The sequence below is a fragment of the Pseudobdellovibrio exovorus JSS genome (assembly GCF_000348725.1).
GTDB classification, from domain to species: Bacteria; Bdellovibrionota; Bdellovibrionia; order Bdellovibrionales; family Bdellovibrionaceae; genus Pseudobdellovibrio; species Pseudobdellovibrio exovorus.
On the sequence record NC_020813.1, the window covers coordinates 387,782 to 412,738 of the forward strand.

General features: G+C 41.8%; 27 protein-coding genes, 1 tRNA gene and 1 riboswitch. Of the genes, 16 read left to right on the forward strand and 12 right to left on the reverse strand.

Annotated features, from left to right (window positions below):
- Positions 1-12 precede the first annotated feature (12 nt).
- The 7 genes from A11Q_RS13300 to A11Q_RS13305 all read left to right on the forward strand — a co-directional run bounded on the left by A11Q_RS13300 (position 13) and on the right by A11Q_RS13305 (position 7,562).
- The gene (locus A11Q_RS13300) at positions 13-639 is read left to right on the forward strand and encodes a DUF4292 domain-containing protein (RefSeq protein WP_051056723.1); all 627 of its coding nucleotides are present in this window, start codon (positions 13-15) and stop codon (positions 637-639) included.
- Between the two features lie 102 nt (positions 640-741).
- Positions 742-2,817, forward strand: coding sequence for a PrkA family serine protein kinase (locus A11Q_RS02030; RefSeq protein ID WP_015469118.1), 2,076 nt, complete (start codon positions 742-744; stop codon positions 2,815-2,817).
- A gap of 30 nt (positions 2,818-2,847) precedes the next feature.
- A complete protein-coding gene (locus tag A11Q_RS02035; protein WP_015469119.1) occupies positions 2,848-3,951 on the forward strand; it encodes a DUF444 family protein in 1,104 nt (367 codons plus the stop codon).
- 14 nt (positions 3,952-3,965) lie between these two features.
- Positions 3,966-5,495, forward strand: a complete 1,530-nt coding sequence (locus tag A11Q_RS02040) for a SpoVR family protein (RefSeq protein ID WP_015469120.1) — start codon at positions 3,966-3,968, stop codon at positions 5,493-5,495.
- 74 nt (positions 5,496-5,569) lie between these two features.
- Entirely contained in the window at positions 5,570-5,935 is a 366-nt protein-coding gene (locus A11Q_RS13925; protein WP_015469121.1) for a translation initiation factor, read from the forward strand.
- Positions 5,936-5,947: 12 nt separating this feature from the next.
- Positions 5,948-6,634, forward strand: coding sequence for a response regulator transcription factor (locus A11Q_RS02050; protein WP_015469122.1), 687 nt, complete (start codon positions 5,948-5,950; stop codon positions 6,632-6,634).
- The gene (locus A11Q_RS13305) at positions 6,624-7,562 is read left to right on the forward strand and encodes a methyltransferase domain-containing protein (RefSeq protein ID WP_015469123.1); all 939 of its coding nucleotides are present in this window, start codon (positions 6,624-6,626) and stop codon (positions 7,560-7,562) included. The genes A11Q_RS02050 and A11Q_RS13305 overlap by 11 nt, the downstream gene beginning before the upstream one ends.
- Here A11Q_RS13305 and tadA read toward each other — a convergent pair.
- Positions 7,559-8,104, reverse strand: a complete 546-nt coding sequence (gene tadA, locus A11Q_RS02060) for a tRNA adenosine(34) deaminase TadA (protein WP_015469124.1) — start codon at positions 8,102-8,104, stop codon at positions 7,559-7,561. The genes A11Q_RS13305 and tadA overlap by 4 nt on opposite strands.
- A 128-nt stretch (positions 8,105-8,232) precedes the next feature.
- Between tadA and rpsU the strand changes: the two genes are divergently transcribed.
- The 7 genes from rpsU (at position 8,233) to A11Q_RS02095 (ending at position 14,041) form a co-directional block, all read left to right on the forward strand.
- A complete protein-coding gene (gene rpsU, locus A11Q_RS02065) occupies positions 8,233-8,433 on the forward strand; it encodes a 30S ribosomal protein S21 (protein WP_015469125.1) in 201 nt (66 codons plus the stop codon).
- A gap of 31 nt (positions 8,434-8,464) precedes the next feature.
- A complete protein-coding gene (locus tag A11Q_RS02070; protein WP_015469126.1) occupies positions 8,465-8,911 on the forward strand; it encodes a GatB/YqeY domain-containing protein in 447 nt (148 codons plus the stop codon).
- Between the two features lie 18 nt (positions 8,912-8,929).
- Complete coding sequence (gene dnaG, locus A11Q_RS02075) at positions 8,930-10,792, forward strand: DNA primase (protein ID WP_015469127.1); 1,863 nt, start codon at positions 8,930-8,932, stop codon at positions 10,790-10,792.
- Between the two features lie 51 nt (positions 10,793-10,843).
- On the forward strand, positions 10,844-12,655 hold the full coding sequence (rpoD, locus tag A11Q_RS02080; protein ID WP_015469128.1) for an RNA polymerase sigma factor RpoD: 1,812 nt from the start codon (positions 10,844-10,846) through the stop codon (positions 12,653-12,655).
- Positions 12,656-12,873: 218 nt separating this feature from the next.
- Positions 12,874-12,950, forward strand: a tRNA-Met gene (locus A11Q_RS02085).
- A gap of 466 nt (positions 12,951-13,416) precedes the next feature.
- Positions 13,417-13,773, forward strand: a complete 357-nt coding sequence (locus tag A11Q_RS02090) for a type II toxin-antitoxin system RelE/ParE family toxin (protein ID WP_015469129.1) — start codon at positions 13,417-13,419, stop codon at positions 13,771-13,773.
- Positions 13,754-14,041: a helix-turn-helix domain-containing transcriptional regulator gene (locus tag A11Q_RS02095; protein ID WP_015469130.1), complete on the forward strand. Its 288-nt coding sequence runs from the start codon at positions 13,754-13,756 to the stop codon at positions 14,039-14,041. Before A11Q_RS02090 ends, A11Q_RS02095 begins: the two co-directional genes overlap by 20 nt.
- Positions 14,042-14,237: 196 nt before the next feature.
- Here the strand turns inward: A11Q_RS02095 and A11Q_RS02100 are convergent, their stop codons facing one another.
- Positions 14,238-14,942: an SWIM zinc finger family protein gene (locus tag A11Q_RS02100; RefSeq protein ID WP_015469131.1), complete on the reverse strand. Its 705-nt coding sequence runs from the start codon at positions 14,940-14,942 to the stop codon at positions 14,238-14,240.
- 102 nt (positions 14,943-15,044) lie between these two features.
- Here A11Q_RS02100 and A11Q_RS02105 point away from each other — a divergent pair, with 102 nt between their 5' ends.
- The gene (locus A11Q_RS02105; protein WP_015469132.1) at positions 15,045-15,284 is read left to right on the forward strand and encodes a hypothetical protein; all 240 of its coding nucleotides are present in this window, start codon (positions 15,045-15,047) and stop codon (positions 15,282-15,284) included.
- Positions 15,285-15,305: 21 nt separating this feature from the next.
- Here A11Q_RS02105 and A11Q_RS02110 read toward each other — a convergent pair whose 3' ends face one another.
- On the reverse strand, positions 15,306-15,773 hold the full coding sequence (locus tag A11Q_RS02110; RefSeq protein ID WP_015469133.1) for a YehS family protein: 468 nt from the start codon (positions 15,771-15,773) through the stop codon (positions 15,306-15,308).
- Between the two features lie 159 nt (positions 15,774-15,932).
- Positions 15,933-16,030, forward strand: a riboswitch (purine riboswitch).
- 31 nt (positions 16,031-16,061) lie between these two features.
- Here A11Q_RS02110 and A11Q_RS02115 point away from each other — a divergent pair.
- The gene (locus tag A11Q_RS02115; RefSeq protein ID WP_015469134.1) at positions 16,062-17,060 is read left to right on the forward strand and encodes an EamA family transporter; all 999 of its coding nucleotides are present in this window, start codon (positions 16,062-16,064) and stop codon (positions 17,058-17,060) included.
- Here A11Q_RS02115 and A11Q_RS02120 read toward each other — a convergent pair.
- The 9 genes from A11Q_RS02120 to A11Q_RS02160 form a co-directional block, all read right to left on the reverse strand.
- Positions 17,057-17,332: a hypothetical protein gene (locus A11Q_RS02120; protein WP_015469135.1), complete on the reverse strand. Its 276-nt coding sequence runs from the start codon at positions 17,330-17,332 to the stop codon at positions 17,057-17,059. The two genes, A11Q_RS02115 and A11Q_RS02120, sit on opposite strands and share 4 nt — an antisense overlap.
- Complete coding sequence (locus tag A11Q_RS02125; RefSeq protein ID WP_015469136.1) at positions 17,329-18,417, reverse strand: bifunctional methionine sulfoxide reductase B/A protein; 1,089 nt, start codon at positions 18,415-18,417, stop codon at positions 17,329-17,331. The genes A11Q_RS02120 and A11Q_RS02125 overlap by 4 nt, the downstream gene beginning before the upstream one ends.
- 150 nt (positions 18,418-18,567) lie before the next feature.
- Positions 18,568-18,921 carry a hypothetical protein gene (locus A11Q_RS02130; RefSeq protein ID WP_015469137.1) on the reverse strand — a complete coding sequence of 118 codons (354 nt, stop codon included), beginning with the start codon at positions 18,919-18,921 and terminating at the stop codon, positions 18,568-18,570.
- Between the two features lie 9 nt (positions 18,922-18,930).
- Complete coding sequence (locus A11Q_RS02135) at positions 18,931-19,311, reverse strand: hypothetical protein (protein WP_015469138.1); 381 nt, start codon at positions 19,309-19,311, stop codon at positions 18,931-18,933.
- 175 nt (positions 19,312-19,486) lie between these two features.
- Positions 19,487-20,713 carry a hypothetical protein gene (locus A11Q_RS02140; protein ID WP_015469139.1) on the reverse strand — a complete coding sequence of 409 codons (1,227 nt, stop codon included), beginning with the start codon at positions 20,711-20,713 and terminating at the stop codon, positions 19,487-19,489.
- Positions 20,714-20,727: 14 nt separating this feature from the next.
- Positions 20,728-22,029, reverse strand: coding sequence for a hypothetical protein (locus A11Q_RS02145; RefSeq protein WP_015469140.1), 1,302 nt, complete (start codon positions 22,027-22,029; stop codon positions 20,728-20,730).
- 138 nt (positions 22,030-22,167) lie between these two features.
- Positions 22,168-22,518, reverse strand: a complete 351-nt coding sequence (locus tag A11Q_RS02150; protein ID WP_015469141.1) for an Mpo1-like protein — start codon at positions 22,516-22,518, stop codon at positions 22,168-22,170.
- Positions 22,519-22,603: 85 nt separating this feature from the next.
- Entirely contained in the window at positions 22,604-23,593 is a 990-nt protein-coding gene (locus A11Q_RS02155) for a S8 family peptidase (RefSeq protein WP_015469142.1), read from the reverse strand.
- Between the two features lie 120 nt (positions 23,594-23,713).
- Positions 23,714-24,829, reverse strand: a complete 1,116-nt coding sequence (locus A11Q_RS02160) for a GGDEF domain-containing protein (protein ID WP_015469143.1) — start codon at positions 24,827-24,829, stop codon at positions 23,714-23,716.
- Positions 24,830-24,957: the final 128 nt, after the last annotated feature.

Sequence of the window (24,957 nt, forward strand, 5' to 3'; positions counted from 1 at the left end):
TTAATTAAAAGGGTGAACAAAGAAAAATTAAGACATCTTTTTCTTTTTATGATTCTTGGATTGATATGGTCAGGATGCTCTAAGAAGTCCGTTGAAATCAGCGACACCAGCTCGGCCTATCTTATCGAGACAAAAGCGCAAATCAAAAATGATGGCGACACGAATAGTGTGACGATCGAAATCGCGCTCTTGCCACAACAGGCAATACGTATGGAAATTTCAGCTACGTTAGGAGTTTCTGTTGCGACTGTGGTGATGACACCGACACAGATCAGTTATCTTTTGCACTCGAACAAACAGTTTTACACTGGGCCCTTCCATGAAAAAACCTTATACCCAGTATTCAAGAAAAATATAGATCCCACTATTCTGTGGAGAGTGGTTCACGATCAAGTCCCACAATCAGCACAATTAAAATGTGAAGTGGATGCGGATAAAAGACCTCTTGTCTGTCGTGATTCCGAAGGAACTTTGGTGAAATGGCAGTATTTAGCAGATCATCGTCGCAGAATTGATATTACAAGCAATAGGTTTGAGATGAGATGGCTTTTCACCCATCAAAGTGTGATGAGCAATTATCAAAACGAGACCTTCGTCTTGAAAAAGCCAAGCGACTATAAAGAAATTATCATACGTTAGATAGAAGTCGCTAACCGAAAGAACTCAGTGCATAATCATAGTTAACTAAGAATCACCACGATTCTCATCTTGAATCTATAAATTCAAGCGAAAGGAGTATCGATGTCATCTGTGAACTTTCGAAGTCTTGTTGAAAAATGGCAATCTCAAAATCCCTCGTCGACGGCGCACTGGAGCGGTACTTTTCTTGAGTACTTAGACTTAGTGAAGTCTAATCCGAAGGTGACACGTAATGCCTATCAGCGCATGTACGATATGATTTTGGAATCTGGTACCGAAGAGTACATTGATTTCAAAAAACACGTTATTCGCTACAAATTTTTCGACGACACTCCTAACAACGGCAAAGATGCTGTCTTTGGGTTAGATGTTCAACTGATGAAGTTGGTGAATGTTTTAAAAGCGGCCTCTCTCGGCTACGGGACTGAAAAGCGTGTGATCTTACTTCACGGGCCAGTGGGTTCTGCTAAGTCGACTATCTGTCGTCGTTTGAAAAAAGGACTAGAAGATTATTCACATTCAGATACAGGTGCGATGTACACCTTTGAATGGATTGACGAGCACGGCAAGTTAGAGGGTCTATTAGGTAAAGATGTGAAGTCTTTCCAATCGCCGATGAATGAAGAACCTTTATTATTAATTCCTGAAGATATGCGCCAATCTATCTGTGACGAAATCAATCGCGGACAGGATGGTCATTATCGTATGAAAATTGTCGGTGAGCTTTGTCCGCCATCGCGCTTTATCTTTAAACATCTGATGGAGCGGTACAACGGCGACTTAATGAAAGTACTCACGCATGTTCGTGTGAAAAGACTTTTCATTTCTGAAGCGGATCGTATCGGTATCGGAACTTTCCAACCTAAAGATGAAAAGAATCAGGACTCAACAGAGCTAACAGGTGATATCAATTACCGCAAGATTGCCGAGTATGGTTCTGACTCTGATCCACGTGCATTTAACTTTGATGGTGAGTTCAATGTGGCCAATCGCGGTATGATTGAATTCGTCGAGGTTCTGAAGTTAGATGTGGCGTTCTTGTATGACCTCTTAGGCGCTTCGCAAGAGCATCGTATTAAGCCGAAGAAATTTGCTCAGACTTATATTGATGAAGTGATTATCGGGCATACGAATGAGCCCGAGTATCGTAAATTACAAGATAATGAGTTCATGGAAGCTCTTCGCGATCGTACGGTGAAAATCGATATCCCCTACATCACACGTTTAAAAGAAGAAATTAATATCTATAAGAAAGATTTCAATTCGCAGCGCTTGCGTGGAATTTCCATTGCTCCGCACACCATTGAAATCGCGGCTATGTGGGCGATTCTCACTCGCTTAGAAAAACCGAAAAAAGCGAACCTAACACGTCTTCAAAAACTGAAACTTTATAATGGTAAGACTTTGCCAAATTTCACAGAAGACAATGTGAAAGAACTTCGTAAAGAGACCATGCGTGAAGGTTTAGATGGTATTTCCCCGCGTTACATACAAGATAAATTATCGAATGCTCTTGTGATGGCTCAGCAAATGAATAAGGGGTCGGTAAATCCCTTTATGGTGATGAACGAGCTTGAAAGCGGTTTGAAACATCACTCTCTTTTATCAAATGACGAATTGAAGCAGGAATACAAAGAGCTTCTTTCTGTTGTGAAGCAAGAGTACGAAGAGATCATCAAATCAGAAGTGCAACGCGCGATCAGTGCGGATGATGGCGCCTTACAGCGTCTATGTGCGAATTACATTGATAATGTGAAAGCCTATACTCAGAAAGAAAAAGTACGCAACCAATTCACAGGCGCTGACGAGGAACCAGATGAAAGATTAATGCGCGCGATCGAAGAAAAAATCGAGATCCCTGAGTCTCGAAAAGAAGACTTCCGTCGCGAGATCATGAACTACATCGGTGCTTTGGCTATTGATGGTAAGAAATTTAATTACAAAATGAATGAAAGGCTGCATAAGGCCCTTGAGTTAAAGCTATTTGAAGATCAAAAAGACAGTATTAAGTTAACGTCATTGGTGAGCTCGGTAGCGGACAAGGACACACAAGAAAAAATTGATATTGTGAAGTCGCGTCTTATTAAAGATTTCGGCTATGACGAAATTTCAGCGACGGACGTATTACACTATGTAGCTAGCATTTTTGCGCGCGGAGATGTGAAGAACAAACAGTAGAAATAAAGAGTAAGAAGAGACAGGGCAAACATGGCTATACGCGAAGATCAAAATCGGTTTAGAAATATTATTAAGGGCCGTGTGCGCGACGATTTTAAACGCTATGTGACCAACGGGGAGCTGATCGGTAAACGCGAAGATGAGTTCGTGAAGATTCCGATTCCCCGTGTAGATATTCCTACTTTTCGCTATGGTCCTAAACAAAATGAACAGGGTGTCGGACAAGGTGACGGTGATCCGTCTTCAGGTGATGCTTCTGGGCAATCGGGTAATGGACAAGGCGAAGCGGGCAGTGAATCGGGTCAGCACATGCTCGAAGTGGAGATCTCTTTAGATGAGCTGGCTGATATCCTTGGTGAAAAGTTAGAACTTCCTAACATTCAACCGAAGGGCGCTAAAAATATCGTGACGGAACGTCATAAATACTCGGGCCTAGCTCCTGTCGGGCCTGAAGGTTTACGTAAATTCAAACAAACCTATAAAAAAGCACTGACACGTTATATCTCTTCAGGAACTTACAATCCGACAGATCCTGTTATTGTGCCTATTCGCCGCGACTATCAGTATCGCACTATCAAAAAGACGCAGATGCCTCACACCAAAGCGGTGGTCATTTATATGATGGACGTTTCAGGTTCAATGGGGGACGAGCAAAAAGAAATCGTCAGATTAGAATCTTTTTGGATTAACACGTGGTTAAAGAAACACTACAAAGGCTTAGAGACTCGTTTTATTATCCACGATGCTTCTGCAAAAGAAGTAGATGAAAACACGTTTTTCCGTACCAGTGAGTCCGGCGGAACTTTGATCAGCTCGGCGTATAAACTGTGTCAGCAAATGATTTTAAGCGATTACGCCACAAGCGAATGGAATATCTATCCCTTTCATTTCAGCGATGGTGACAACTGGAGTGGTGAAGACACGCGCCTTTGCTTAAACCTTTTGAAAGAGTTTTTCCTGCCGAATGTAAATGTGTTTTCCTATGGGCAGGTAGAAAGTAAATACGGCAGTGGTCAATTCTTAAAAGATCTACAGAAAGAGTTCGCTGAGGACGAGCGTTTGACTCTGAGCCAAATTGAAGATCGCGATAAAATTTTAAACTCGATCAAAGATTTCTTGGGCAAAGGTAAATAAGAAGTGGGTAGCACATGGCAAATTTAACTGTTGAGCTAGAAACAGAACGCAAACGAATTTGTAAGATCGCAAAAGATTGTGGTTTGGATTTCTTTGAAACTATTTTTGAATTGATTACCTATGATCAAATCAGCCAAATTGCAGCCTATGGCGGCTTTCCAGTGCGCTATCCCCATTGGAAATTCGGGATGGAGTATGAACAGCTTTCTAAATCCTATGAATATGGTCTATCGAAAATTTACGAAATGGTGATCAACACGGACCCTTGTTATGCCTACCTGATGGAAGGCAACTCGATGATGGATCAGAAGTTGGTTATGTCCCATGTGTATGGTCACTGTGATTTTTTTAAGAACAATGTGTGGTTTTCAAAAACTAATCGCAAAATGATGGATCAAATGGCCAATCACGCCACGCGCATTCGTCGCTACATTGATCGCCATGGCTATGATACTGTCGAACAATTTATTGATACGTGTTTAAGTTTAGAAAACCTCATTGATCGTCATAGTATTTTAAATGGTCCACCGAAAATGACGGATGATGCTCCGGTGACCAGCGGCCGTGAAGATTACATGTTTCGGGTAGAAAAACCCTACATGAGAAATTATATTAATCCTCCAGATTACATTGCAGATCAGAAACAAAAACAAAGTCAGCGCGAGCAAATGAAAGTTCGTTTTCCTGCTCAGCCTGTACGCGATGTGCTTTCTTTTTTGATGTATTATGCGCCACTTGAAGATTGGCAGCAGGATATTCTGACTATCGTGCGTGATGAAGCGTATTATTTTGCTCCACAGGGAATGACAAAGACCCTAAACGAGGGGTGGGCATCCTACTGGCATTCTTATATGATGACTCGACATATTTTGAATGACTCCGAAATCATTGATTTTGCTGACCATCATTCAGGAACAATGTTTATGCAGATGGGGGGCTATAATCCGTATAAAGTGGGTATTGAACTCTTTCGTGATATTGAAGAGCGTTGGAATAAAGGGCGCTTTGGTCGCGAGTGGGATGAGTGTGATGATATTCGCGAACGTAAAAGCTGGGATAAGAAAACTGGCTTAGGTCGTGAAAAAATATTTGAAGTTCGCAAAATCTACAATGATGTCACTTTTATCGATGAGTTTCTTACAGAAGATTTCTGTGTTCGTAATCGCATGTTTGTCTACAAGATGAATAAAGAGACCGGACGCTTCGAAGTCGACACAAGAGACTTTAAAGCCATCAAAGCTCAGTTACTGTTTCAAATGACGAACTTCGGTCAGCCCATTATTAAAATCGAGGATGCCAATTTCGAAAATCGTGGAGAACTCTTAATGACTCATGTTCACGAAGGATTGGATCTACAACCGGATTATATGGATGCAACCATGAGAAACCTGTTTAAACTGTGGAAACGGCCTGTTAACATTGTAACTTTGATGGATAACGAAGCGCAGCTTTTCAGATTTGACGGGAACAGCTATACAAAACACAGTTTAGATGGTGATAATAAGAAAGAAACCGCTGAACAACAGGAACTCACTAAGACATAAAGTCTTACCTGCGTAGTCGTTAAATTTATGTAGTAAGTTTAGGCATAAACTGGTGTAAGAAGAGGAGAACCACCTTGTCTACCAAAGATCGCGTATTAGTCTATTCGACTGATCCCAAGGATCAGGCTTTGCTATCAGGTGAGCTAGAAAAGAATAAGAACTTAGCGGCTCAGCAGACTCTTGTGGATCAAAACAAGTATGTGGTGGTGTTCCGCCTTGAAACTCAAAGTCGTGGCGGTAAGACCGTGACTGTGATGGATAAACTTCCTGCCTTCGAGCCCTTCTTAAAAGAGCTGACAAAAGAATTAAAAGTAAAATGTGGCGTGGGTGGCTCGCATCGTATAGCTGGAGACTTTGGAATTATTGAAATCCAAGGTGATAAGCGGGATGCAATTAAGAAAATTTTAGACAAAAAACAAATCAAGTACAAAGGCATGTAAGAAGGATTAGCTGTGAAAGATTCTGGAACAAAAAAGAAGATAATGATCGTCGATGATTTTGAAGAAAGCTGTCAGTTGATGGTAGAGATTCTTTCGTCAGAATTTGAGTGTCACTATGTGTGTCAGGCTGAAAAAGCGTTAGAGCTGATTCATGCTTTGAAGCCACACTTGATTATCATGGATTATAAAATGCCATACGTGACGGGTGTTGAGCTTTGTAAAATCATTAAAGATGCTCCGAGCTTACGACACATACCGATTATTTTTATCTCGGGTGCTGTGAGTTCAGATGAAAGAATTGAAACATTAGAATCGGGTGGCGATGATTTTCTTTCAAAGCCATTCCATCCTAAAGAGCTTATGTTGCGAGTTAAAAAAAGACTGCAAAGTTATGCGCTAGAGAGCATAAGTCAGTTAAAAGTGGGCAACCTTAAGATGAATCTGAATTCACGACAGTGCTTTTTAGATAATCAAGAGGTGGTGTTGACTCCAAAGCAATTTGAAACTTTAAAACTCCTAATTGAAAATCGTAATCAAGCTGTATCACGTCAGTTGTTTATGACGGAGATCTGGGGACATGCAGATGTCACGCAACGAAATGTCGATTCACAGATCAACTATCTAAAAAAGAAAATCAATGGATTCATAGGGCAGATATCTTCTGTTCCAGGTTTTGGTTATCGTTTAGATGGCGAGTGATTCGGATTCAGCTAAAAAATCCAATGACATAAACTGGTGGGAAGCGATTGATCTGCATAAGATCTACTTAAGCGACTATCGGCGCAACGAAGCTTATCAATCGGCATTACAGAGGTATATAACACCTGAAAGTGTTGTCGTGGATATTGGTTGCGGTACAGGAATTTTGGGCTTTATGGCCTTAAAAGCAGGGGCCCGTAAGCTTTACGCCATTGAGCAATCCAACATGATTCATGTGGCCCGCGAGGTTGCCGAACGGAACCAGCTTTCTGATCGGATTGAATTCATCCAAGGTGATTTGTTTGAGCTGTCTTTACCTGAAAATGCCGACATTATTTTGCACGATCAAATCGGCGATTTTTTTTGGGATGAGGGAATGGTTGAAAAGTTAGCTTATGCACGGGCTCACTTTTTAAAACCGCAAGGAAAGATTTTACCACAAGAGCTTGGTCTGCATTTAGTCCCAGCATTCCATCCCGCATTTCATATGGATGCGGCTTTTTGGAAAGAACCTTTTTACGGGATAGATTTTTCAACGCTACATCGTGAAGAAATCAAACAAAGTGCGGCTAGAAATAATAAGCCGCTGAAGATTGTTTTGAAGACAGAAGATATCTTTTTATCTTCGCCTCAAGAGGTGGCACATGTTGATTTTCTTTCTGATGCCAAGCCTTTGTCAGAGGTGAAGCTTACCTATCCCATTTCAAAAACAGGATGGTGCACGGGGCTTGTTGGTTTTTTTCAAATTATCTTCGATCAAGAAAATATTTTGTCGACATCACCGCTCATGCCTCCGACCAATTGGGCACAGTTTTTAATTCCTGTGCGTGAACAGATTTGGGTGGAAGCAGGACAAGTTCTAAATGTAGAAATTCAGCTCGATATAAAGAAGAACACATGGGATTGCCGTGTTTCGATGGGAAGCTAGCGAATAGATTTACTTTGTTTTTTAAGATCGCGCTTTGTTTTGAAAAAACTTTTTAATAACAGACTGCTTTCGTTTTCTAAAATACCTGCGGTCACATCGAAGCGGTGGTTCAGGCGAGTGTCCTGACCTAATTGCGCCAAGCTCTGTAAAGCTCCGGCCTTGGGGTCATGGGCGGCATAGACCACACGACCGATGCGGGACTGCACTAAGGCTCCGGCGCACATGAAACAGGGCTCAAGGGTCACGTACAGCGTGCAATCCAGTAGGCGCCATGAGTTCAGCTTTTTGCAGGCGCGATGGATGGCGACCAGTTCTGCGTGGCCTAGGGTGGTGGCATGTTTTTCCCGTAGATTGGTGCTTTTGGCGATGATTTTGCCATTTTTATCAACAATTAAGGCTCCGATAGGCACTTCCCCGAGGGATTCGCTTCTTTCTGCTAATTTAAGTGCTAAACGCATAAAGCGCTCATCCTGCTGGGATTGCAGATGAAGGTCCATTTTTGATTGACCTAGCGTGTCATTTGATGGTTTCTTGGGTGTCATCAGAGGTGCCCTTTGTTATACCTCTTTAGTTGATTTTCATTCTGGGATCAAGGCTGTTGCCGTTTTATTTTATAAACGACGACCTTTGATCGACAGCAAGTCCACTTATGGAAGGCGGGTGAGGACCTGTGGCATTAGTTAGAATTAAAGACGGAGAAAGCTTCGAAGGAGCATTCCGTAAATTCAAAAAGTCTTGTGAAAAGGCTGGTATTCTTTCTGAAGTAAAAAAGCGTGAACATTTTGAAAAACCAAGTGTTTCTGCTAAGAAAAAATCCATCGCTGCACGCAAGCGCGCACATAAAAAAGTTCGTCGTAGCTGGGGAGATTAATCTCTCTTAGCTCCGTTAGGAGAGCACCATCGTGGAAATTCGCGAAAAAATAATGGCCGACATCAAGTCGGCCATGGTGTCTAAAGACACTGTTAAATTAAATACTCTTAGATTCTTAAACGCACAGATCAAAAACAAAGAAATCGATTCTCGCCCGAATCCAATCACGGCAGACGATGTAATGGCTGTGATCAAAAAACTTGTTAAGCAACGTAAAGAATCTATTGAACAATTCTCTGCTGGCGGTCGTACTGACTTGGCTGAAGCGGAGACCGCTGAATTAAAAGTTTTAGAAGCTTATTTGCCGGCTCAGATGACACGTGAACAAGTGGAAGCTCTTGTGGCTGAAGTGATCACGGCTGTCGGTGCTGCTGGTATTAAAGATATGGGGAAAGTGATCAAAGAAACCCAAGCTCGTTCCGGTGGAACAGCGGATGGTAAAACGATCAGTGAAGTTGTTAAAGCGAAGCTCAGCTAGTTAGTTCGGAGGAATTTTTTGCGCTATTCACCCGAATTTGTAGATCGAGTGCAGGAAGCCAACAACTTAGTCGATATCATCTCTCAGTACACTCAATTAAAACAAAGTGGCGGTGGCTATATGGGCCGCTGTCCGTTTCCAGATCACGCTGAAAAAACGGCGAGTTTTTCTGTGTCTGAATCGAAGCAGGTCTTTCACTGTTTTGGCTGTAAGAAAAGCGGAAATCTTTTTAGTTTCTTACGTGATTATAATGGGATGAGTTTTCCTGAAGCGGTAGAGTATCTTGCTGAACGCGCTTCGATCCCTTTACCTGAACCTGTGCACGAAGCTCACAACGATCACTATCACGAGCAGCAAGATAAAAAAAAGCTGATGTTGAAAGCGAACAAGACAGCGATGGAATTCTTTCGCGAGATGCTGAAGCGTGCTCCGAATGATCATCCCATCAAAGCCTATGTGCAAAAACGTAAACTTCAACCTGAAACTTTAGAAGAGTTCCACATCGGTTTTGCACCGGACGAGTGGGAAGCTCTATCGAATCACCTGCATCGTCAAAAAGTCCCTGCGGCTTTGGCTGAAGAGGCCAAACTGGTGAAAGCCCGTAAAGAGGGTAATGGTCATTTTGATCTTTTCCGTGATCGTTTGATGTTTCCGATTTTGTCTCCGACTCAGGAAGTATTGGCCTTTGGTGGACGGATTCATGCTCAGGGTGAACCGAAATATCTGAATAGTCCCGAAACTCCGGTTTTCAATAAAAGCCGCGTGTTGTATGGGTTAGCTCATACAGCGAAATATATTCGTTCTGAAGATGCAGTGATTATTGTTGAAGGCTACATGGACCTAGTTTCCTTATTCCAAGCGGGTTTGAAGAACGTGGCGGCCACCATGGGAACGGCATTAACCGCTGAACACGCAAAACTCATCAAAAGATTAACCACCAATGTGGTCGTGTTGTTTGATGGTGATGAGGCCGGACAAAGAGCGGCTGAACGCAGTCTTCCGCTTTTACTGGCGGCAGGGCTCTATCCGAAAGGACTTGTTTTGACTGAGGCGAAGGACCCCGATGAGTACGTCAGTCAATTCGGGATGGAGTCTCTGAAAGCTAAAATCGACACAAGCCCAGAGCTATTTAATATGGTTTTACAAATGTGGATGCGAGATTACAGAGGCGAAGCGGCTCAAAAAGTAAAGCTGATGGACCTTGTTCGTCCTGTTTTTGAGGCTATTCCTGACCCAAGACTGAAAAGTTTATATGCGCAGGAATTGTCCCACCGCATGAATGTGGGTTTAGACTGGGTGCGCTCAGCACTGAGTTCAGCCTCTTCGAATCGCGAGACCTCTCGTAATTGGAGTGCGGACTCTAGGGCTGATGTTCGACCGGATGCGAATTCAGAGGTAAAAAAGCCTGCGACAACAGCGGCGAATGAGCCTAAGAAGCCTGTATTTTCGATTTCAGGATCCTCGCAGGCAGAAGTGCTGTTAATGCAACTTGCGCTCAAGAGTCGTGCCAATTTTCAGACGATTTTAGATCAGCAAATCTTAAGCCAAATCAGTCACTTAGGTGTTAAAAAACTCCTCGAAAATGCAGAGCAAGTTTATAGACAAGACGTTGCTAAGTTTGATAGATTGACCAGTCTGCTGATAGAGCAAGTTGATCGTCCGGAACTCTTGTTTTCGACAGTCGCGAATTCTGTGGATTTCGATACTGAAAAAGAAAACAAAATGATCGCGGATTGTTGTAAGCGAATTCAACAGACGTTTTTGAAAGAACAGGCGAAACGAATCGCTCTGGGAATTAACAAAAATGATATCGACAAGTTAAAAGAAATCGACGATTTGCAACGCAACAGAATTTCTTTAAACAAAACCGATAAAAATTAATTTGTATTTTTTTAAATTAAAGATGGTCCAATAGATTTAGGTGGAGTGCTAATGTCCGAAAAAAATTCCAAAGAAAATACAAAAGTTCTTTCGATTGCCGAGCAGGAAGCTTTAGCCAAAGAAGAAGTACAAAAGCTAATTAAGCTACAAAAAGAAAAAGGCCGTGTGACGATCGAAGAGATCAACGAAAGCCTTCCACCAGAAGTAGTGGCTATGGGCGTATTGGATGCGTTCATGCAATCTCTGGAAGCGAATGGTGTTGTGATCACAGAACACACTGAAACTACACGTTCAGAAGAGAAAGAAGAATTCTTATCTGAAGTTGATAAAGAAGAAGATGAAGACGATGAAGACGTAGCGACGGGTGAAGATGTTAAGGGAAGTGACCCTGTTCGTCTTTACTTACGCAAAATGGGATCTGTGTCTTTATTGACTCGTGATGGTGAAGTTGAAATCGCAAAACGTATCGAACGCGGTGAGCGCGAGATCGTAAAATCGATGTTGTTATCTCCGTTGGGAACGTACGAGATCATCAATTTAGGTAAACGCTTAGATGAAGGGCGTATTAAAGTAAAATCAATCTTCCGTGGTTTGGAAGATGAGGACACCCAATACGACGAAAAAGAGTATATCGAAAAAATTCATCAGTTGATGAACATCGTAACTGAGTACCAAACAGCAACCGAGAAATACTTTATTCAATTGCGCGATGAAGGCTTAAACCTGAATACGCGTAATAAAGTAATGGAAGAGTTGAAAGTTCTGAATCAGCAATTGATGTCGAACTTTGAATCGATCAACTTCAATCGTAAAACAATCAATCGCGTGGTGATTAAGTTTAAAAACTTAGTGAGCCGTATGGGAACTTTACGTCGCCGTATTAAAGATGGTGTTGAAAAAACATTCTCGAAAGATGTGCCTTCGATGGTTGAGCGTTTGAAACTGATCGAATCGAACGAAAAAGAGTTGGCGAAAATGACTCGCGACACAGGTTTGTCGTTTGGTCGTTTCCGTTCATACGTGATTCAAGCTCAAGAAGCGGAAGTGCGCTTAAAACGCCTTCACGAAGACACAGCGATGAATTTCAAATGGATCCAAGAAACTTACACGGCTATCTGGAAAGGTGAACGTGAAGCGGATCTTGCGAAATCTGAACTAGTTGAAGCGAATTTACGTCTAGTTGTTTCTATTGCAAAAAAATACACGAATCGTGGCTTACAATTCTTGGATTTGATTCAAGAAGGTAATATCGGTTTGATGAAAGCCGTTGATAAGTTCGAATATCGTCGTGGTTTCAAATTTTCGACTTATGCGACATGGTGGATTCGTCAGGCGATCACTCGTGCGATTGCCGATCAGGCGCGTACGATCCGTATTCCAGTTCACATGATCGAAACGATTAACAAATTGGTGCGTACACAGCGTCTGTTGATTCAGGAATTAGGCCGCGAGGCGACTCCTGAAGAGATCGCAGACAAAATGGACATGCCGGTTGATAAGGTACGCAAGGTCCTTAAAATCGCAAAAGAGCCGATCAGCTTAGAGACTCCGGTAGGTGAAGAAGAAGATTCTCACTTAGGGGACTTTATCGAAGATAAAAAGGTAATCAATCCTGCAGAAGCGATTGTGAATCTGAACTTGGCTGAACAAACTCGTCGTGTGTTGTCGACATTGACTCCACGTGAAGAGAAAGTTCTGCGTATGCGTTTCGGTATCGGTGAAGAGTCTGACCACACTTTGGAAGAAGTGGGACAAGATTTCAACGTAACTCGTGAGCGTATTCGTCAGATCGAGGCTAAGGCGCTACGCAAGTTGCGTCATCCGAGCCGCTCGAACAAGTTGAAGACTTTTGTTGATAGCTAGGTTCTTTTGATGGGCTTTGAAAATACTTAAAGCCTCGGACATGCGTTTTGGCACTCACTTGCGTTCGCAAGTTCGCGCCAAAGCCGAACTCGTTTTAAGCATTTTCAAAGCCCATCAAAAAAATAACCATCAGTAAAGCAAGTAAAACGAAGAGAGATCATTTGATCTCTCTTTTTCGTTTTGATAATCTTATTGAACTTCAAATAGGATACCAACGTGGGGGTGTAGCTTAGTTGGTTAAAGCATCCGGCTCATAACCGGAGGATCCGGGGTTCAAGTCCCTGCGCCCCTACCATTTTCGGATGGTACTTTTCAAAAGCACACGGAAATCCAAAAACAGATAAAGAAAACAGGTTCTCTTCACTTCACGTTAGATAGATTCAAAAAGTCTTAAATAAACAAGACCTAGCGTTCTTAGTCCCCGCTTCAACTCTAAGATATTGATGGTCGTACTTAAAGGTACACAAATATTTTATCTATTATTTTAGAATCTGATAATGTGTCCGAATTCTGGAGGTTTCGCTGTCATTGAGGACTTTGTTGCAGAAATTAAACATCAAATTCGTTGGCTACGATTTTGCCTTATCTCTTTTTGAGTAAGTGGGTAGGGACGATCTTGCTATTATAAGCAATAGGCGTAGCGCTCAGCAAAGTGATGGCTCAGGGGGTAGGAAGACATGGACACCATGATGATCTATATACGCAAGTCTGGGGCAGAGATCACGAGCAAAACATGATCCCATTGACAATGGGTAACATATATGATACATATTAAATCAAGGCCTTATATCATCAAGATTTTTCACCAAGAGAGTGGCAAGGCTCCTTATTCGGAATGGATTAGGACTCTGGATGACTCAGTTCGCGCCCGAGTAGCGGCAAGAATTGCTCGCTTTGAAGATGGTCACTTCGGTGATTACAAGGCTGTTGGTGATGGTGTTCTGGAAGCAAGATTCTTTTTTGGTTCAGGACACAGGGTTTATTTCTCTGTTCATGGTGACGAGATAATCTTGCTACTGAATGGTGGAGATAAATCTACGCAGGCAGATGACATTGAAAAGGCGAAAGAGTTGTTAAAGACTTATTTGGAGGATCAAGATGCCAACAAGAAGCAGTAATTGGAGCGAAGATGTTTCGCAAGAGCTTCGAGACACCAACTATGCGCAAAGCTTTTTATTGGCTCTGTTGGACGAGGGTGACGACTTACAGACGGCATTGGGAAGGCTGATTCGCCTGTATGGAGTTAAAGAGTATGCACAGTTGGTTGAAATGGAAGATTCTGCGATTCAAAGAGCAATCAATCCGGCTCATAATCCAACAAAAGGCACGCTCGAAAAACTTTTGGCTCCATTAAAGCTCAGTCTCGGGGTAAAGCCAGCAGCTTGAAGGCATTTGTAGCGTCTTGTAATGCTTCTTAAAAACGAGTGTTGAAATCATTAAAGAAAACAAAACTACGCGCTCCCACAATTATATTATTTAAATTATCCTTTGGATGTTTCTAAAGGATGTCTCTTCGGAAATGAGCCTCTGGAGAGACACTAAGCCCACTGAAAAGTGGGCTTTTTTATTGAAGATATTTTCTTTAAGCTTCGTCTGTAGCTGTTATTTTTTTTACATATCTCATTAAAACATCAGCATGCTTATTTAATTCAATAATTTCTACGTGGCTTCCATTGCGATCAGGGTGAAATACCAGCGATAGTTTTTTCTTGGCGGCGCTGACGAGCTCTTGGGTTAATTCAGTTCTTAATTCAAAGCCATTTTGCGAAAAATACACCAAAGAGTTTTCAACGTCTTTTGGGAAAGAGGGTTCATTCGGAATACTTTTTTTGGAATGCTTCATTTCTTTAAGGCGCAGCTTTTGCTTTTGATATTGGATTTTGCGAAGTAAGCTTTGTTTTTCTTTGAGTGCTGCTTTTTTTTCTTCCCATGCTTGGGACTGGGCTGTTGGCTTTGCTTTCACATGAGACGCTGAGGTCATTTTTTCTATTTCTAATTTAGATTCGAAGAAATCAGGATTTTTACCTTCTGTAGCTAATAGTGTGGCCCAGATATGTTTGCAGAAAAGATCCTTCTTTCCAGCTGGGCAGTTGCAATCTACAAACAGAGTGGGGCTTGAAACTGCATTTGATTTTAAACTGACTTTAAACGGCGGAGTTGTTCGCATAAACGCAACAACTTCGGTATCAGACGGTTGTGATAGAGATGTTTTGCCTTGCGTAAACAGTGCGCGGCCGCTTGAGCGGACTTCAGGTTTAAAGAAATGTTCCCAGTTTTCAGTCGACATGTGTCAATCCTAATAATGTTTCGCCTTGCGGGTAAAGTAAAAACATTGCGTAGACCAAGGTGAGTAATTGTTTTAGTATCAAGCATCACATTTGGGGGTTGTATGTCAGAAGATTTAAAAGCCGAACTTGATCGCCTGCGTGCAGAAAATGAAGCGTTAAAAAATAAAAAATCTGGAACCCTCAGCATGAAGGTCAGCGAAAAAGGAGCCTTGTCTGTGTACGGAATGGGTCGTTTTCCGATAACGCTTTACAAAGAGCAATGGCTAAAATTATTAACTATCGCCGATGAGATTAAACAGTTTATTAAAGATAACGACAGCAAACTTAAAACAAAAGAATAATCGCAGATAGAAAAGGCCTACTTAGTCTTTTCCGCGGAACTTAATTTTCAAACCTTTTAAGAAATAGCGCAAAACCTGATCGCCGCATTCGCGGTAGTTGCTGTGGTCCTTTTTTCTTAGAAAGGCGCTCATCTCAGCGCGGCCCAAGGGATAATCGGCTAGTTCAAGCAATTCGTGCAAATCCGGTTCTTTCAGTTGAAAGGCCACGCGCAGTTTTTTTAAAACTAAATTATTTGATATTGGAAACTCAAATGGCATCGGCGGTTTTGACTCATCCTTGCCCCGTTTGTAATAAATAAGGCCATCTAAGAAATGGGCCATGATCACATCACTACAGATTGAATATTGCGGATCTTCCTCGTTTTTTAAGAAGCTCTGTATATCGGCTAAAGGAACTTTAAGACCTGCCAGTTCGATAATTTCGATAAGCTTTTGATCATTTACATTAATAATGTAGCGAAGACTGCGAAGAACATCGTTATTAAGCATGAATAAGACTTAACTGATTTTGAGCAGATAGTAAATGGCAGTCGCACGGCACGCTCATTTTGCTTAAACAAAGTTCTAGTTTTTACAGCCTATGTAGCGTCTTGAGTTCGACCATGGTCTTTGTCGCTATATTGTCATATGCAAGGACGTATGATAGCTTAAATGTTAGAAATACGAGCTAATATAAGTTCAGAATTTGGCTGAACGTCTCTACCAACTGCCGCTAAGAGTTGACTATTGGAACGTCTATAAAGTGCTTCTTACTTAAGGGGCCGATAGGGTTTTAAAATGATAGTTCACTCGAACACTGAAGAAATGAAATCTGGAAGTACGACTCAAGGAGTTTTATTCGTTGCACTGGGCGCCTCAAGTTACGGCATGCTATCCACCATTGTGAAGCTGGCATATCAACACGGGTTTACGACGGCCGAAGTGGTGATAGCTCAGTTTGTCTGGGGCCTTTTGTTTTTAACAGTCTTCGATTACCTCTTTAATAAAAAAGGCAAAGCTCCCACATCTCAGGATACGCTTCAGTTACTTATTGCGGGGATACCATTAGGACTTACGAGTCTACTTTACTACACATCAGTGAAGTATATTAACGCCTCTATTGCCGTGGTGTTATTAATGCAGTCGGTATGGATTGGCGTCGTTGTCGAGTCTATTCACAGTCGTCGGTGGCCCAGTATGGCGAAAGCTTTAGGCGTCGTGCTGGTTCTATTTGGAACAGTCCTTGCGACCAATGCTTTAAATGCATCTTCTGGATCTTTAGATATTCGTGGAGTCATCTTTGGGTTCTTATCAGCCCTATCTTTTAGTTGGACACTTTTTTCAAACAGCGCTGTGGCTTCACACTTGCCTGTTATTAAACGCAGTCAGTTGATGGTCAGTGGCGGGATGATGGTAGCTCTGGTGTTTTCATTTCTGACACAGATTGCTCCGTACTATTTAAATTTTGAATTGCTGAATCAAGACATGATTCAAAGTCAGGCGTTTAATTTTTCGATTTTTTCTGGCTATGGTTTGTTAGTCGCACTTTTTGGTACGGTGATGCCGCCGTTATTGCTCAATAAAGGCTTTCCAATAATCGGCGTGGGGCTTGGCAGTATTGTGGCTTCAGCAGAGCTTCCCTGTGCTGTTCTAATTGCCTTTGCTCTGCTACATGAAACAGTAAATGCCAGCCAGTGGCTCGGAGTGGTGATTATCCTTGCTGCCATTGTCGTTTTAAATTACCGCATTGTTGGGACAGCTAAAGAGACTTTGGGTGAACCTCATCAAAATCACTAATCCTCTTCAAGGATTTCTTTTAGTGTTTTTCGATCTTCTGCATTCAGTACTAACCATTCCGGTGGTAATTCTTTAACGACGGCAGCCCATGAAGCTTTGACCATATCACGAGCGCGGGGTTTGTCGTGTAGATCACGCAGTAAGTTCAAATGGCGCAATATAATGGTGCGAACGGGTTTATAGAAGCCATTTTCATCTTTGCCAGCATTACTGATGGTATCAGAGGACTCAACCTTTTGAATCAATTCAGAGAAGTAATTTTTTAGGCTCAAAACTCAATCTTTCTTTCGAAGTGGCAGGTGTAGCCATTCGGTACTTTTTGTAGATAACTTTGATGATAGTCTTCAGCGCGCCAAAAGTCGCTGAGTTGCTGTAGTTGCGTCACGATAGGCTTTTTCCATGCCTTGGATTTTTCTATACGCTGTTTGACTTTTTCAAATGTGGCTTTCTGTTCTGGTGATGAATAAAAAACGACCGAGCGATATTGTGTCCCCACATCATTGCCTTGGCGATTCATGGTTGTCGGGTCGTGGATTTTGAAAAAATAAGTCAGGAGTTTTTCGTAAGATGTTTTTTTAGGGTCAAAAAGAATTTGTACCGCCTCAGCATGACCTGTTTTTCCGAGTTTAACGATTTCATAGGTGGCATTTTTTAGATCTCCACCAGTATAGCCGACCTGTGTTTCAAGGACTCCGCTTTGTTTACGTAGTAAATCTTCAACGCCCCAGAAACAGCCACCAGCAAACGTGGCGACCTCCCACGATTTCTTTTTTGCAAAATCAAATAGGTAGGCTCCATAGCCGAGCTTTTGCATATCAGCTAAAGGTATGAATTTTAGGGAAGCTGAATTGATACAGTAGCGTAATCCTCCTGCTTCTTTTGGGCCATCGTCGAATACATGACCTAGATGAGATCCGGCGCTACTAGAAAGGACCTCTTTTCTTTCATAGCCTATTTTGAAGTCAGATTTGAACTTTAGATGTCTGGTGTCGATAGGTTTAGTGAAGCTGGGCCAGCCAGAACCAGAATCGTATTTGTCTAAGGAACTGAATAAAGGTTCTCCTGAAACAATGTCGACATAAATGCCATCTTCCTTGTGATCCCAATAGGCATTTTTAAATGGAGGTTCTGTTCCGGCTTCCTGTGTACAACTGTACTGCTGTGGTGTCAGACGTTTTTTCAGTTCTTGTTCGGAAGGCTTTTTATAATCCCGTTTTTCAGATTGAGGTATTGATGTAGATGACGTTGCCGTTTGCTCTGCTGGTTGTCGTATAGACGAGGGACTAAATTGATGAGTCCATTTAAGACCGAGGTATAATCCTGCACAAAAGAACGCTAGAAGGACGAACTTTTTCATAAAACTATTCTAAGCTGTTTTTATTGGAAGATGTTATCTTAAATTTTGATTCGTCTTGAAAGATTTCATTTTGCCAGTGCTTTTCTGCTTCTGCTTTAAGTTTCATTTTGAGTCAAATAAGAATTCTTAAGATCCTTATTTGACTTAAGACTACTCCACATTCACATAAAGTATACTTACCGAGTACCCGTTCGCTTTACGTGCAATGGCTGCTTTCGCTTCCACTTGTACAGCTGAAACATTCACAACGCACACACCGATTTGCATTTCAGGATTCATCTCGGAAGCATCAGCTTGTAAGCATTTAAATGACTTTGGACTCCAGTCCACTTTAAAGTTCTGAAGTTGAAACCCATCTAAACCAGCTTCACTCAGTTCTTGTTGGATAGAAGCTTGAATACTGCTTTCGATTTGATCCGTATCTTTCATCGGAATACCGAAATATTGAGCTGAAGCACTGATGCCAAGTCCTAAAGTTAAAATCGCGGACAATATAGTCTTCATAAAAGCTTCTTACATTTCACAAGTTAAATTAACTGAATAAGCTTTAAGACCGCCGGAAATGGCGATATCCATAATAGCGTTAGTTGTGCCATCGTCATTAGTCTTCTTAAGAACGATATCCACCGTAGAGGAACCAGAATCAGCTGACAGCAATGTCTCATTCGCCATCACTAATGACTTTACATCTGAAGATGAAAATATAAGATCATCTTTAGCGGTAACATCAATCAAGACAGCGCCTTGCCCATGATAATTGTAACCAATTAAAACATTCAGTTCTAACTTTCCGCCCACAGTCCCTTTACATCCGATATCACCAGGAGTGGCCAATGCCGATTGGGAAGCTAAGATCATCAGTGTGGCTAAAGTTGCAGTAAGTACTTTTGTCATGGAAGTCTCCTTATGTGTATAAGATGTGTATAAGCGTATATATAAATCCATATTTAAAAACTTGATGGCGAGTCTATCAAAAGCCATTTGTTTTCTCTACCGAGGGATGCCGCAGGTAAAAACAATACAGAGATGTCAAAAGATTAGACGATGCGAAAAAGACTGTGCCCTCATCTTAGCGAAATCTAAAGTTTTTGATTCGCTGAACTTTGTGGCGGTAGGCTTCTTTCCATTTAGAGGAGTCTCCGTCACTTACTTTTTCTACCTGTGCCAATTGAAAGATATCTTCTAATTGATTGTCGCTTAGGCTTTCTGCCATGCTGACAAACAAATCCCGTCCCGCCTGCGAAATGGTATAGCCTCCTGCACCTGAGTTACCACTAGCGCCCCATGCTGTGATACGACCAGAGCCAGACATCAAAGTATCGCGCGAGAAATCAGAAAGCTTTAAAGGTCTGTCGGCTTTACTGTATCCAAAAGCATTACCATAGTCGTTGATGACACCGATAGACTGATCACATTTGGGGTTGGAACCTTCCACCACTGTAGATTTTAAACAGTAAAGTTTATTATTATGATGATCGGCATCTTGGCTGCGAACGAAGTTCATCCAGATAGCTAAGGCTTCGCGCTCGGTTAAAAGCTGTGCCTGTAAGGCGCGATCACGGGGAGCATAACGAGCCATCTCATTTCGGAAACTAAATCCCTGTGGCTTGTCCGTATTGGTATTACGGCTGTCTGTGACTTGAAATCCCTTTTGTTTAATTTCAACAACTACATTTTCAAATAGAACACGATTTCCAATGGCAGCCGGAGCTTGCGACTTTTGCTCCCAAGGATTTTCACTCGGGCAGTCATTACAGACAACATCAACAGGGCAATAGGTACTGCTATAGAAGCCCATCATTCGAGCCATCAGTGTTCCCATTACGGCCTGTGGAATTTCTTTATGTCCGCCGCCAGCATAGCGCTTCGGCTCATACTTCACTTTTAAAACACGTTTCTTCCCACCATCTTGTTTGGCATCAAAAGAGCAATCAAACTTTGCGGTCATACCATTAAAAGGATTGCTGGCCGATTTTGGAGTATAAGTGCATTGTACTTGGGGACGCTGAATACCTGCCGCAGTTCTTTGGTAGTTGAAACCACATTTTTCTGTCAGGTACTGAGCGATATCAATTTTATCTGTTTGATTGTCTTTGTCGTCTTCTTCAATATTACGGATTTCAGATAAAGGTTTAAAACTTCTTTTGACCCGCATATTGGCAATCAGTTCAAGACGCGCACGAGGGTCCATTGTTCTAAAGTAATCTTTTTCACTACGGGCTTGTGCCTGAGACACAGTTGGTGTGCTCAGTAGAGCGAAAAGGGTCGTGTAAATAGCTAGGTGAGTTGCCTTCATCGGAGCCTCTTTTGTTATGGGCAAGATGCCTGACGGACTTCATTAACTTTATTAAGTAATGCCTGTACCCAACGATTTTCACGTTGCTCGAGTTCTTGGGCATTTCCACGGAATTTAATTCGAGCAATACGACTTGCTGAAATAATTTGTTTCAGCGTAGCTGCATTCAAGTTCTGTGCACGGGCTAAGAACATATCCTGAGCTTGGCGCGAGATATTGCGAGGCAGCTTTCCATCTGAAGATGAGTAAGTGAACTCGCATGTATTGTTTTTGAAAATACGAGACTCTTCATAAGCTTCGATGTCTCCGCGCGGGCGTGTGTGATTGAAGATCGTTCTTTTCTGCGCACGATTTCCGAAGGAAGCCCCAATGTCGTGTACAAAGGCTAAGCTTTTTAAGCAGATGCTATTGTTAGTTGAATCACGCTCAGTACAAACCAAGGCATTTTGAAATCCAGCATCAGAGGTGAATCCTAAAAAGTGGTTAGCTAAGGCAAATACTTCGCTTTCTAAGCGTTTATTGTGATCCCAGATTCCTCGATCTAATAGTGTATTCACTTCAGACCATGACCATGGGTTTTGTGTTGGAGCATACATACGTTTACCTTCGTACTTGAACTCAATTGAGGCATCCGGAAAAGCCTGTAGAACATAGTTTCCACGGCGGTCGGCTAAAGGAGCCTGTTGTTTGCGGAAAGGACTTTTCTCGCAACCGAAACACATCACTCGATTTGTCATAATGTTATTGTGGGCAGGAACACCCATCGCCCAAAGAATACGAGAGGCCGCAACACTCACATAGTTTTCAACATTTCGTGAGTTTCCATCGCTGTAGCGAACTTTAAAGATTTGAGCTTTGCGGTTTTCAATTTTCTTTTTTTGTCTGTCGGCTAAGTAGACATCGTCATTTTCATCAATAAGGTTTACGGCTTCAGGTACTAATTCACCTTTAGAGTCATAAAGTTGATTTTGCTCATTTGTTCTAGCACAGCGAAACTTAGTTGAATTCCCGTTTTGTGATTGATAGTGGAACCGACAATAAACATCTTGTCCATTTTGTAGGTCTAATTTCCCTTTCAAGCGTGGACTTACAATCTGGCGTTGGAAATCGGCAGAATCTAAAGCGGGAAGTTCATTTAAGAAGCGCGACTCGGCTAAGCAGTTCAGTCTATTCTGTTCGCGCGCGGAAGAGCTTTCATTCCCTGTGGGAATTTGGCAAGCGGCCCATGCGCTGGCAACGCCTACGGCTTGAGTTAAAAAAACAGATAAAATAAGCTTTTTGGCAAAGCTCGTTTTAAGACAAGTGTCTTTTTTCATAAAAGCTCCTAATATGACTATCAGGAGCTTTGCTTCGAAAATTATGCCGATACGATATGCTTTATATGCGTTTTAAAGTCGCCAAACTGTTTAAGGTTTTTCAGGTCCTCTTAAAGGTGCCTATTTTTGCTAGGTTTTTTACTGCTCGATCTGATGTTTTTTTAGTTCCTTATTCAGGCCACCCGTAACCCATAGAAACCACATTTTCCAATCAGAGGCGAAAGACCAAAGTGGGTATTTAAATGTAGCCGGTCTATTTTTTTCAATAGTGAAGTGACTGAACCACGCGCAGGCATAACCTGCGATTAATCCCAGAAGGATAAAGCGGGCTTGGAATGTAACAAAAAATAAAATCAGACAAATAAAGCCAATCGTGCTGCCGACATAATGCCAGTTACGAGTAGCTTTTTTACTATGTTCTTTTAGATAGAAGGGCCAGAACTCTTGGTAGGTTTGAATGCGATCTGTAGTGGTTTTTAAATTTGTCATAGGCTCAAAATAAACACAAATTTAGATTTATTCAAGAGCCTAACGCATGACCATTTGGTCTTGCGTTAGAGTCTGCTGGATAAGATTACAGGGCAGAGTCTTCACCAATCGCAACTTGAAATCGTGTCTTGCCTTTTAATCCGTTTGAAACTTTCCCTAAACTCACAAGATCACTGAGGATATTCTGAGTTTTTTTAGGCGTCGACTCTTGAATTAAAATACTAGCGGCGACACCCGTAACATAAGCTGTCGCCTGAGAGGTTCCACTCATAAAGCCATGGCGGTTATTGGGTAAGGTCGAATAAACAGCTGTACCGGGTGCGGCCAAATCGACGGATTTATTCCCATAGTTACTAAAAGCTCCTAGATTTCCATTCTTATCTGTTGCGGCCACAGAGATAATATTTTTAAGACCATAGTTTGCGGGATAGTATTTAGCCAAGTTCGTATTCTTGCGATTATTACCAGCAGCCGCAATAAATAAAATGTTCTGTTCCTGTGCTTTTTTAATAGCCTCGAATTCCTGAGCAAAAAACTCTTCTCCGCCCGCAGAGTAATTAATAATTTTCACATTCATCTTGGTGGCATATTCAATAGCCCGAACGGTGTTCTTGGCATTTTCATTGGGGTCGATGTTCGGGCTATAGTACTTTAAAATCATTAAGCGAGCTTCTGCTGCTGGCACGGGTATATGGCGTTGAAACTCATTTTTAATAATTCCGGCGATATGAGTTCCATGTCCATTTTCATCAATAACATTGTTATTGTTTTCAACGAAATTCCATCCGTGTACATCATCAACGAAGCCATTTTTATCATCGTCGATACCATTGGAGTCTTTTTGCTTGCCGAATTTATCCAAGCCAGTTTCACCTGGGTTGGTCCATATGAACTCTTTAAGGTCTTTATGGTTTACATCTGCACCTGTATCGATAACAGCAATAACCAGTGCGGACTCATGTTGGTACTGAACCGCTTTTTCTGGCTTCGCCGCGTATGCAGGTGTCATTAAAAGGACTGTCAGAGTCAAAGTAGCTAGCTGTGCTGCTAGAGGTGTTTTCAGTGATGCAGTCATAGGAACTCCTTTCTTCTTATTCTGAAGAAGATTTTCTTAAGCTAGTTAAGAGCAATTTGTAAGCCGTGATGGTTTTGATTTAAAGTTCACATCCTCTGTGAACTTTTTGACAGCGAGGTTTTATGCCACGCTATATACGGGAGCTTCTTCTGTTGCCAATGTGTAGCGATTGCGCCCGCCGTTTTTAGATTTATACAAAGCTGTATCTGTACGTTTCAACCATGACGAGACATCTTCGTTATTCAGCAATTGCGCGATTCCCATAGATGCGGTGTAGGTGATCGTCGTATCGCCACAGTTTAAAATTTGCAGACGAATTCGCTGCAGAGCCTCTTCTGCACGCAAGGACGCGGCGGCTAAGTCATGCTGAGGTAAGACAATCGCAAACTCTTCGCCACCAATACGCGCAACCATTTCATCGTCAGCAGTAAAAACTTCTTTTAATGTACGGACGCACTCTTTTAGTACAAAGTCTCCGGTGTCGTGTCCGTAAGAATCATTAATCTTCTTAAAGAAGTCGATATCCAGAATAATCAAGCTGGCTTGTCCACCAATATCACGACACTGTTGATTAATTTTTTGCAGATACTCGTCAAAGCTTTTTCTATTATGAGCTAAAGTCAAATGGTCGATATTCAAGTTGTACGTTGCTTCTAATAGCTGAGTCTTGACGACGTCCAAACTTTTCTTAGTGCTTTCGATGCGTTTGTCGCGCAGTTCGTTTTTTTGTGTTTGGTATTCAATATAAGCATTGATGAACTCACGAGACTTTGAACGCAAGCTTTCTATTGAATTAGCTTCCACAGCTTCGCGCAGTTCATGTAAGTAGATAGCTAGGCGTTTCTCTTTGGTATTGTCAAAACGCAAGTCTTCACTTAAATGGTCTGCGAAGTCCCAAATGATTCTTTTGAAATCGTCAAAAGTATTTTGAATATACGAGTGCTCGTCGATGCGGTAACTCGAAAAAAACTGACGAATATCAAAAAGAGTTCTTTCTGTTTTCTCTGGGCATGGATCTAAAAGATCTTTTGCCATCGTATCTAGTTTTTCACGCACTTTACGTACAGAGTGTTTTTCAACTTCAAAGAGGTGTTTGTTGTAATTATCTATAATAAATAACAACGTGGCTTTCTCTTCGCTAATATGTTGGATCTCTGCTGGTACTTGCGTGTCTGATGCAGTTTGTGATGTTACGACATCTAATTGTTTCATTAAGTTGATGACCCACTTCTTCATACCAACCTCCGTTCCTGTTGATATGTTCGGAAATCATCTATTGGGATAAGTCTAATTTATTTGAAGAAATCTTCACTTATCATCTTGAGACATTAAGATGGAAATTAAACGATTATGAGCTTAACAAA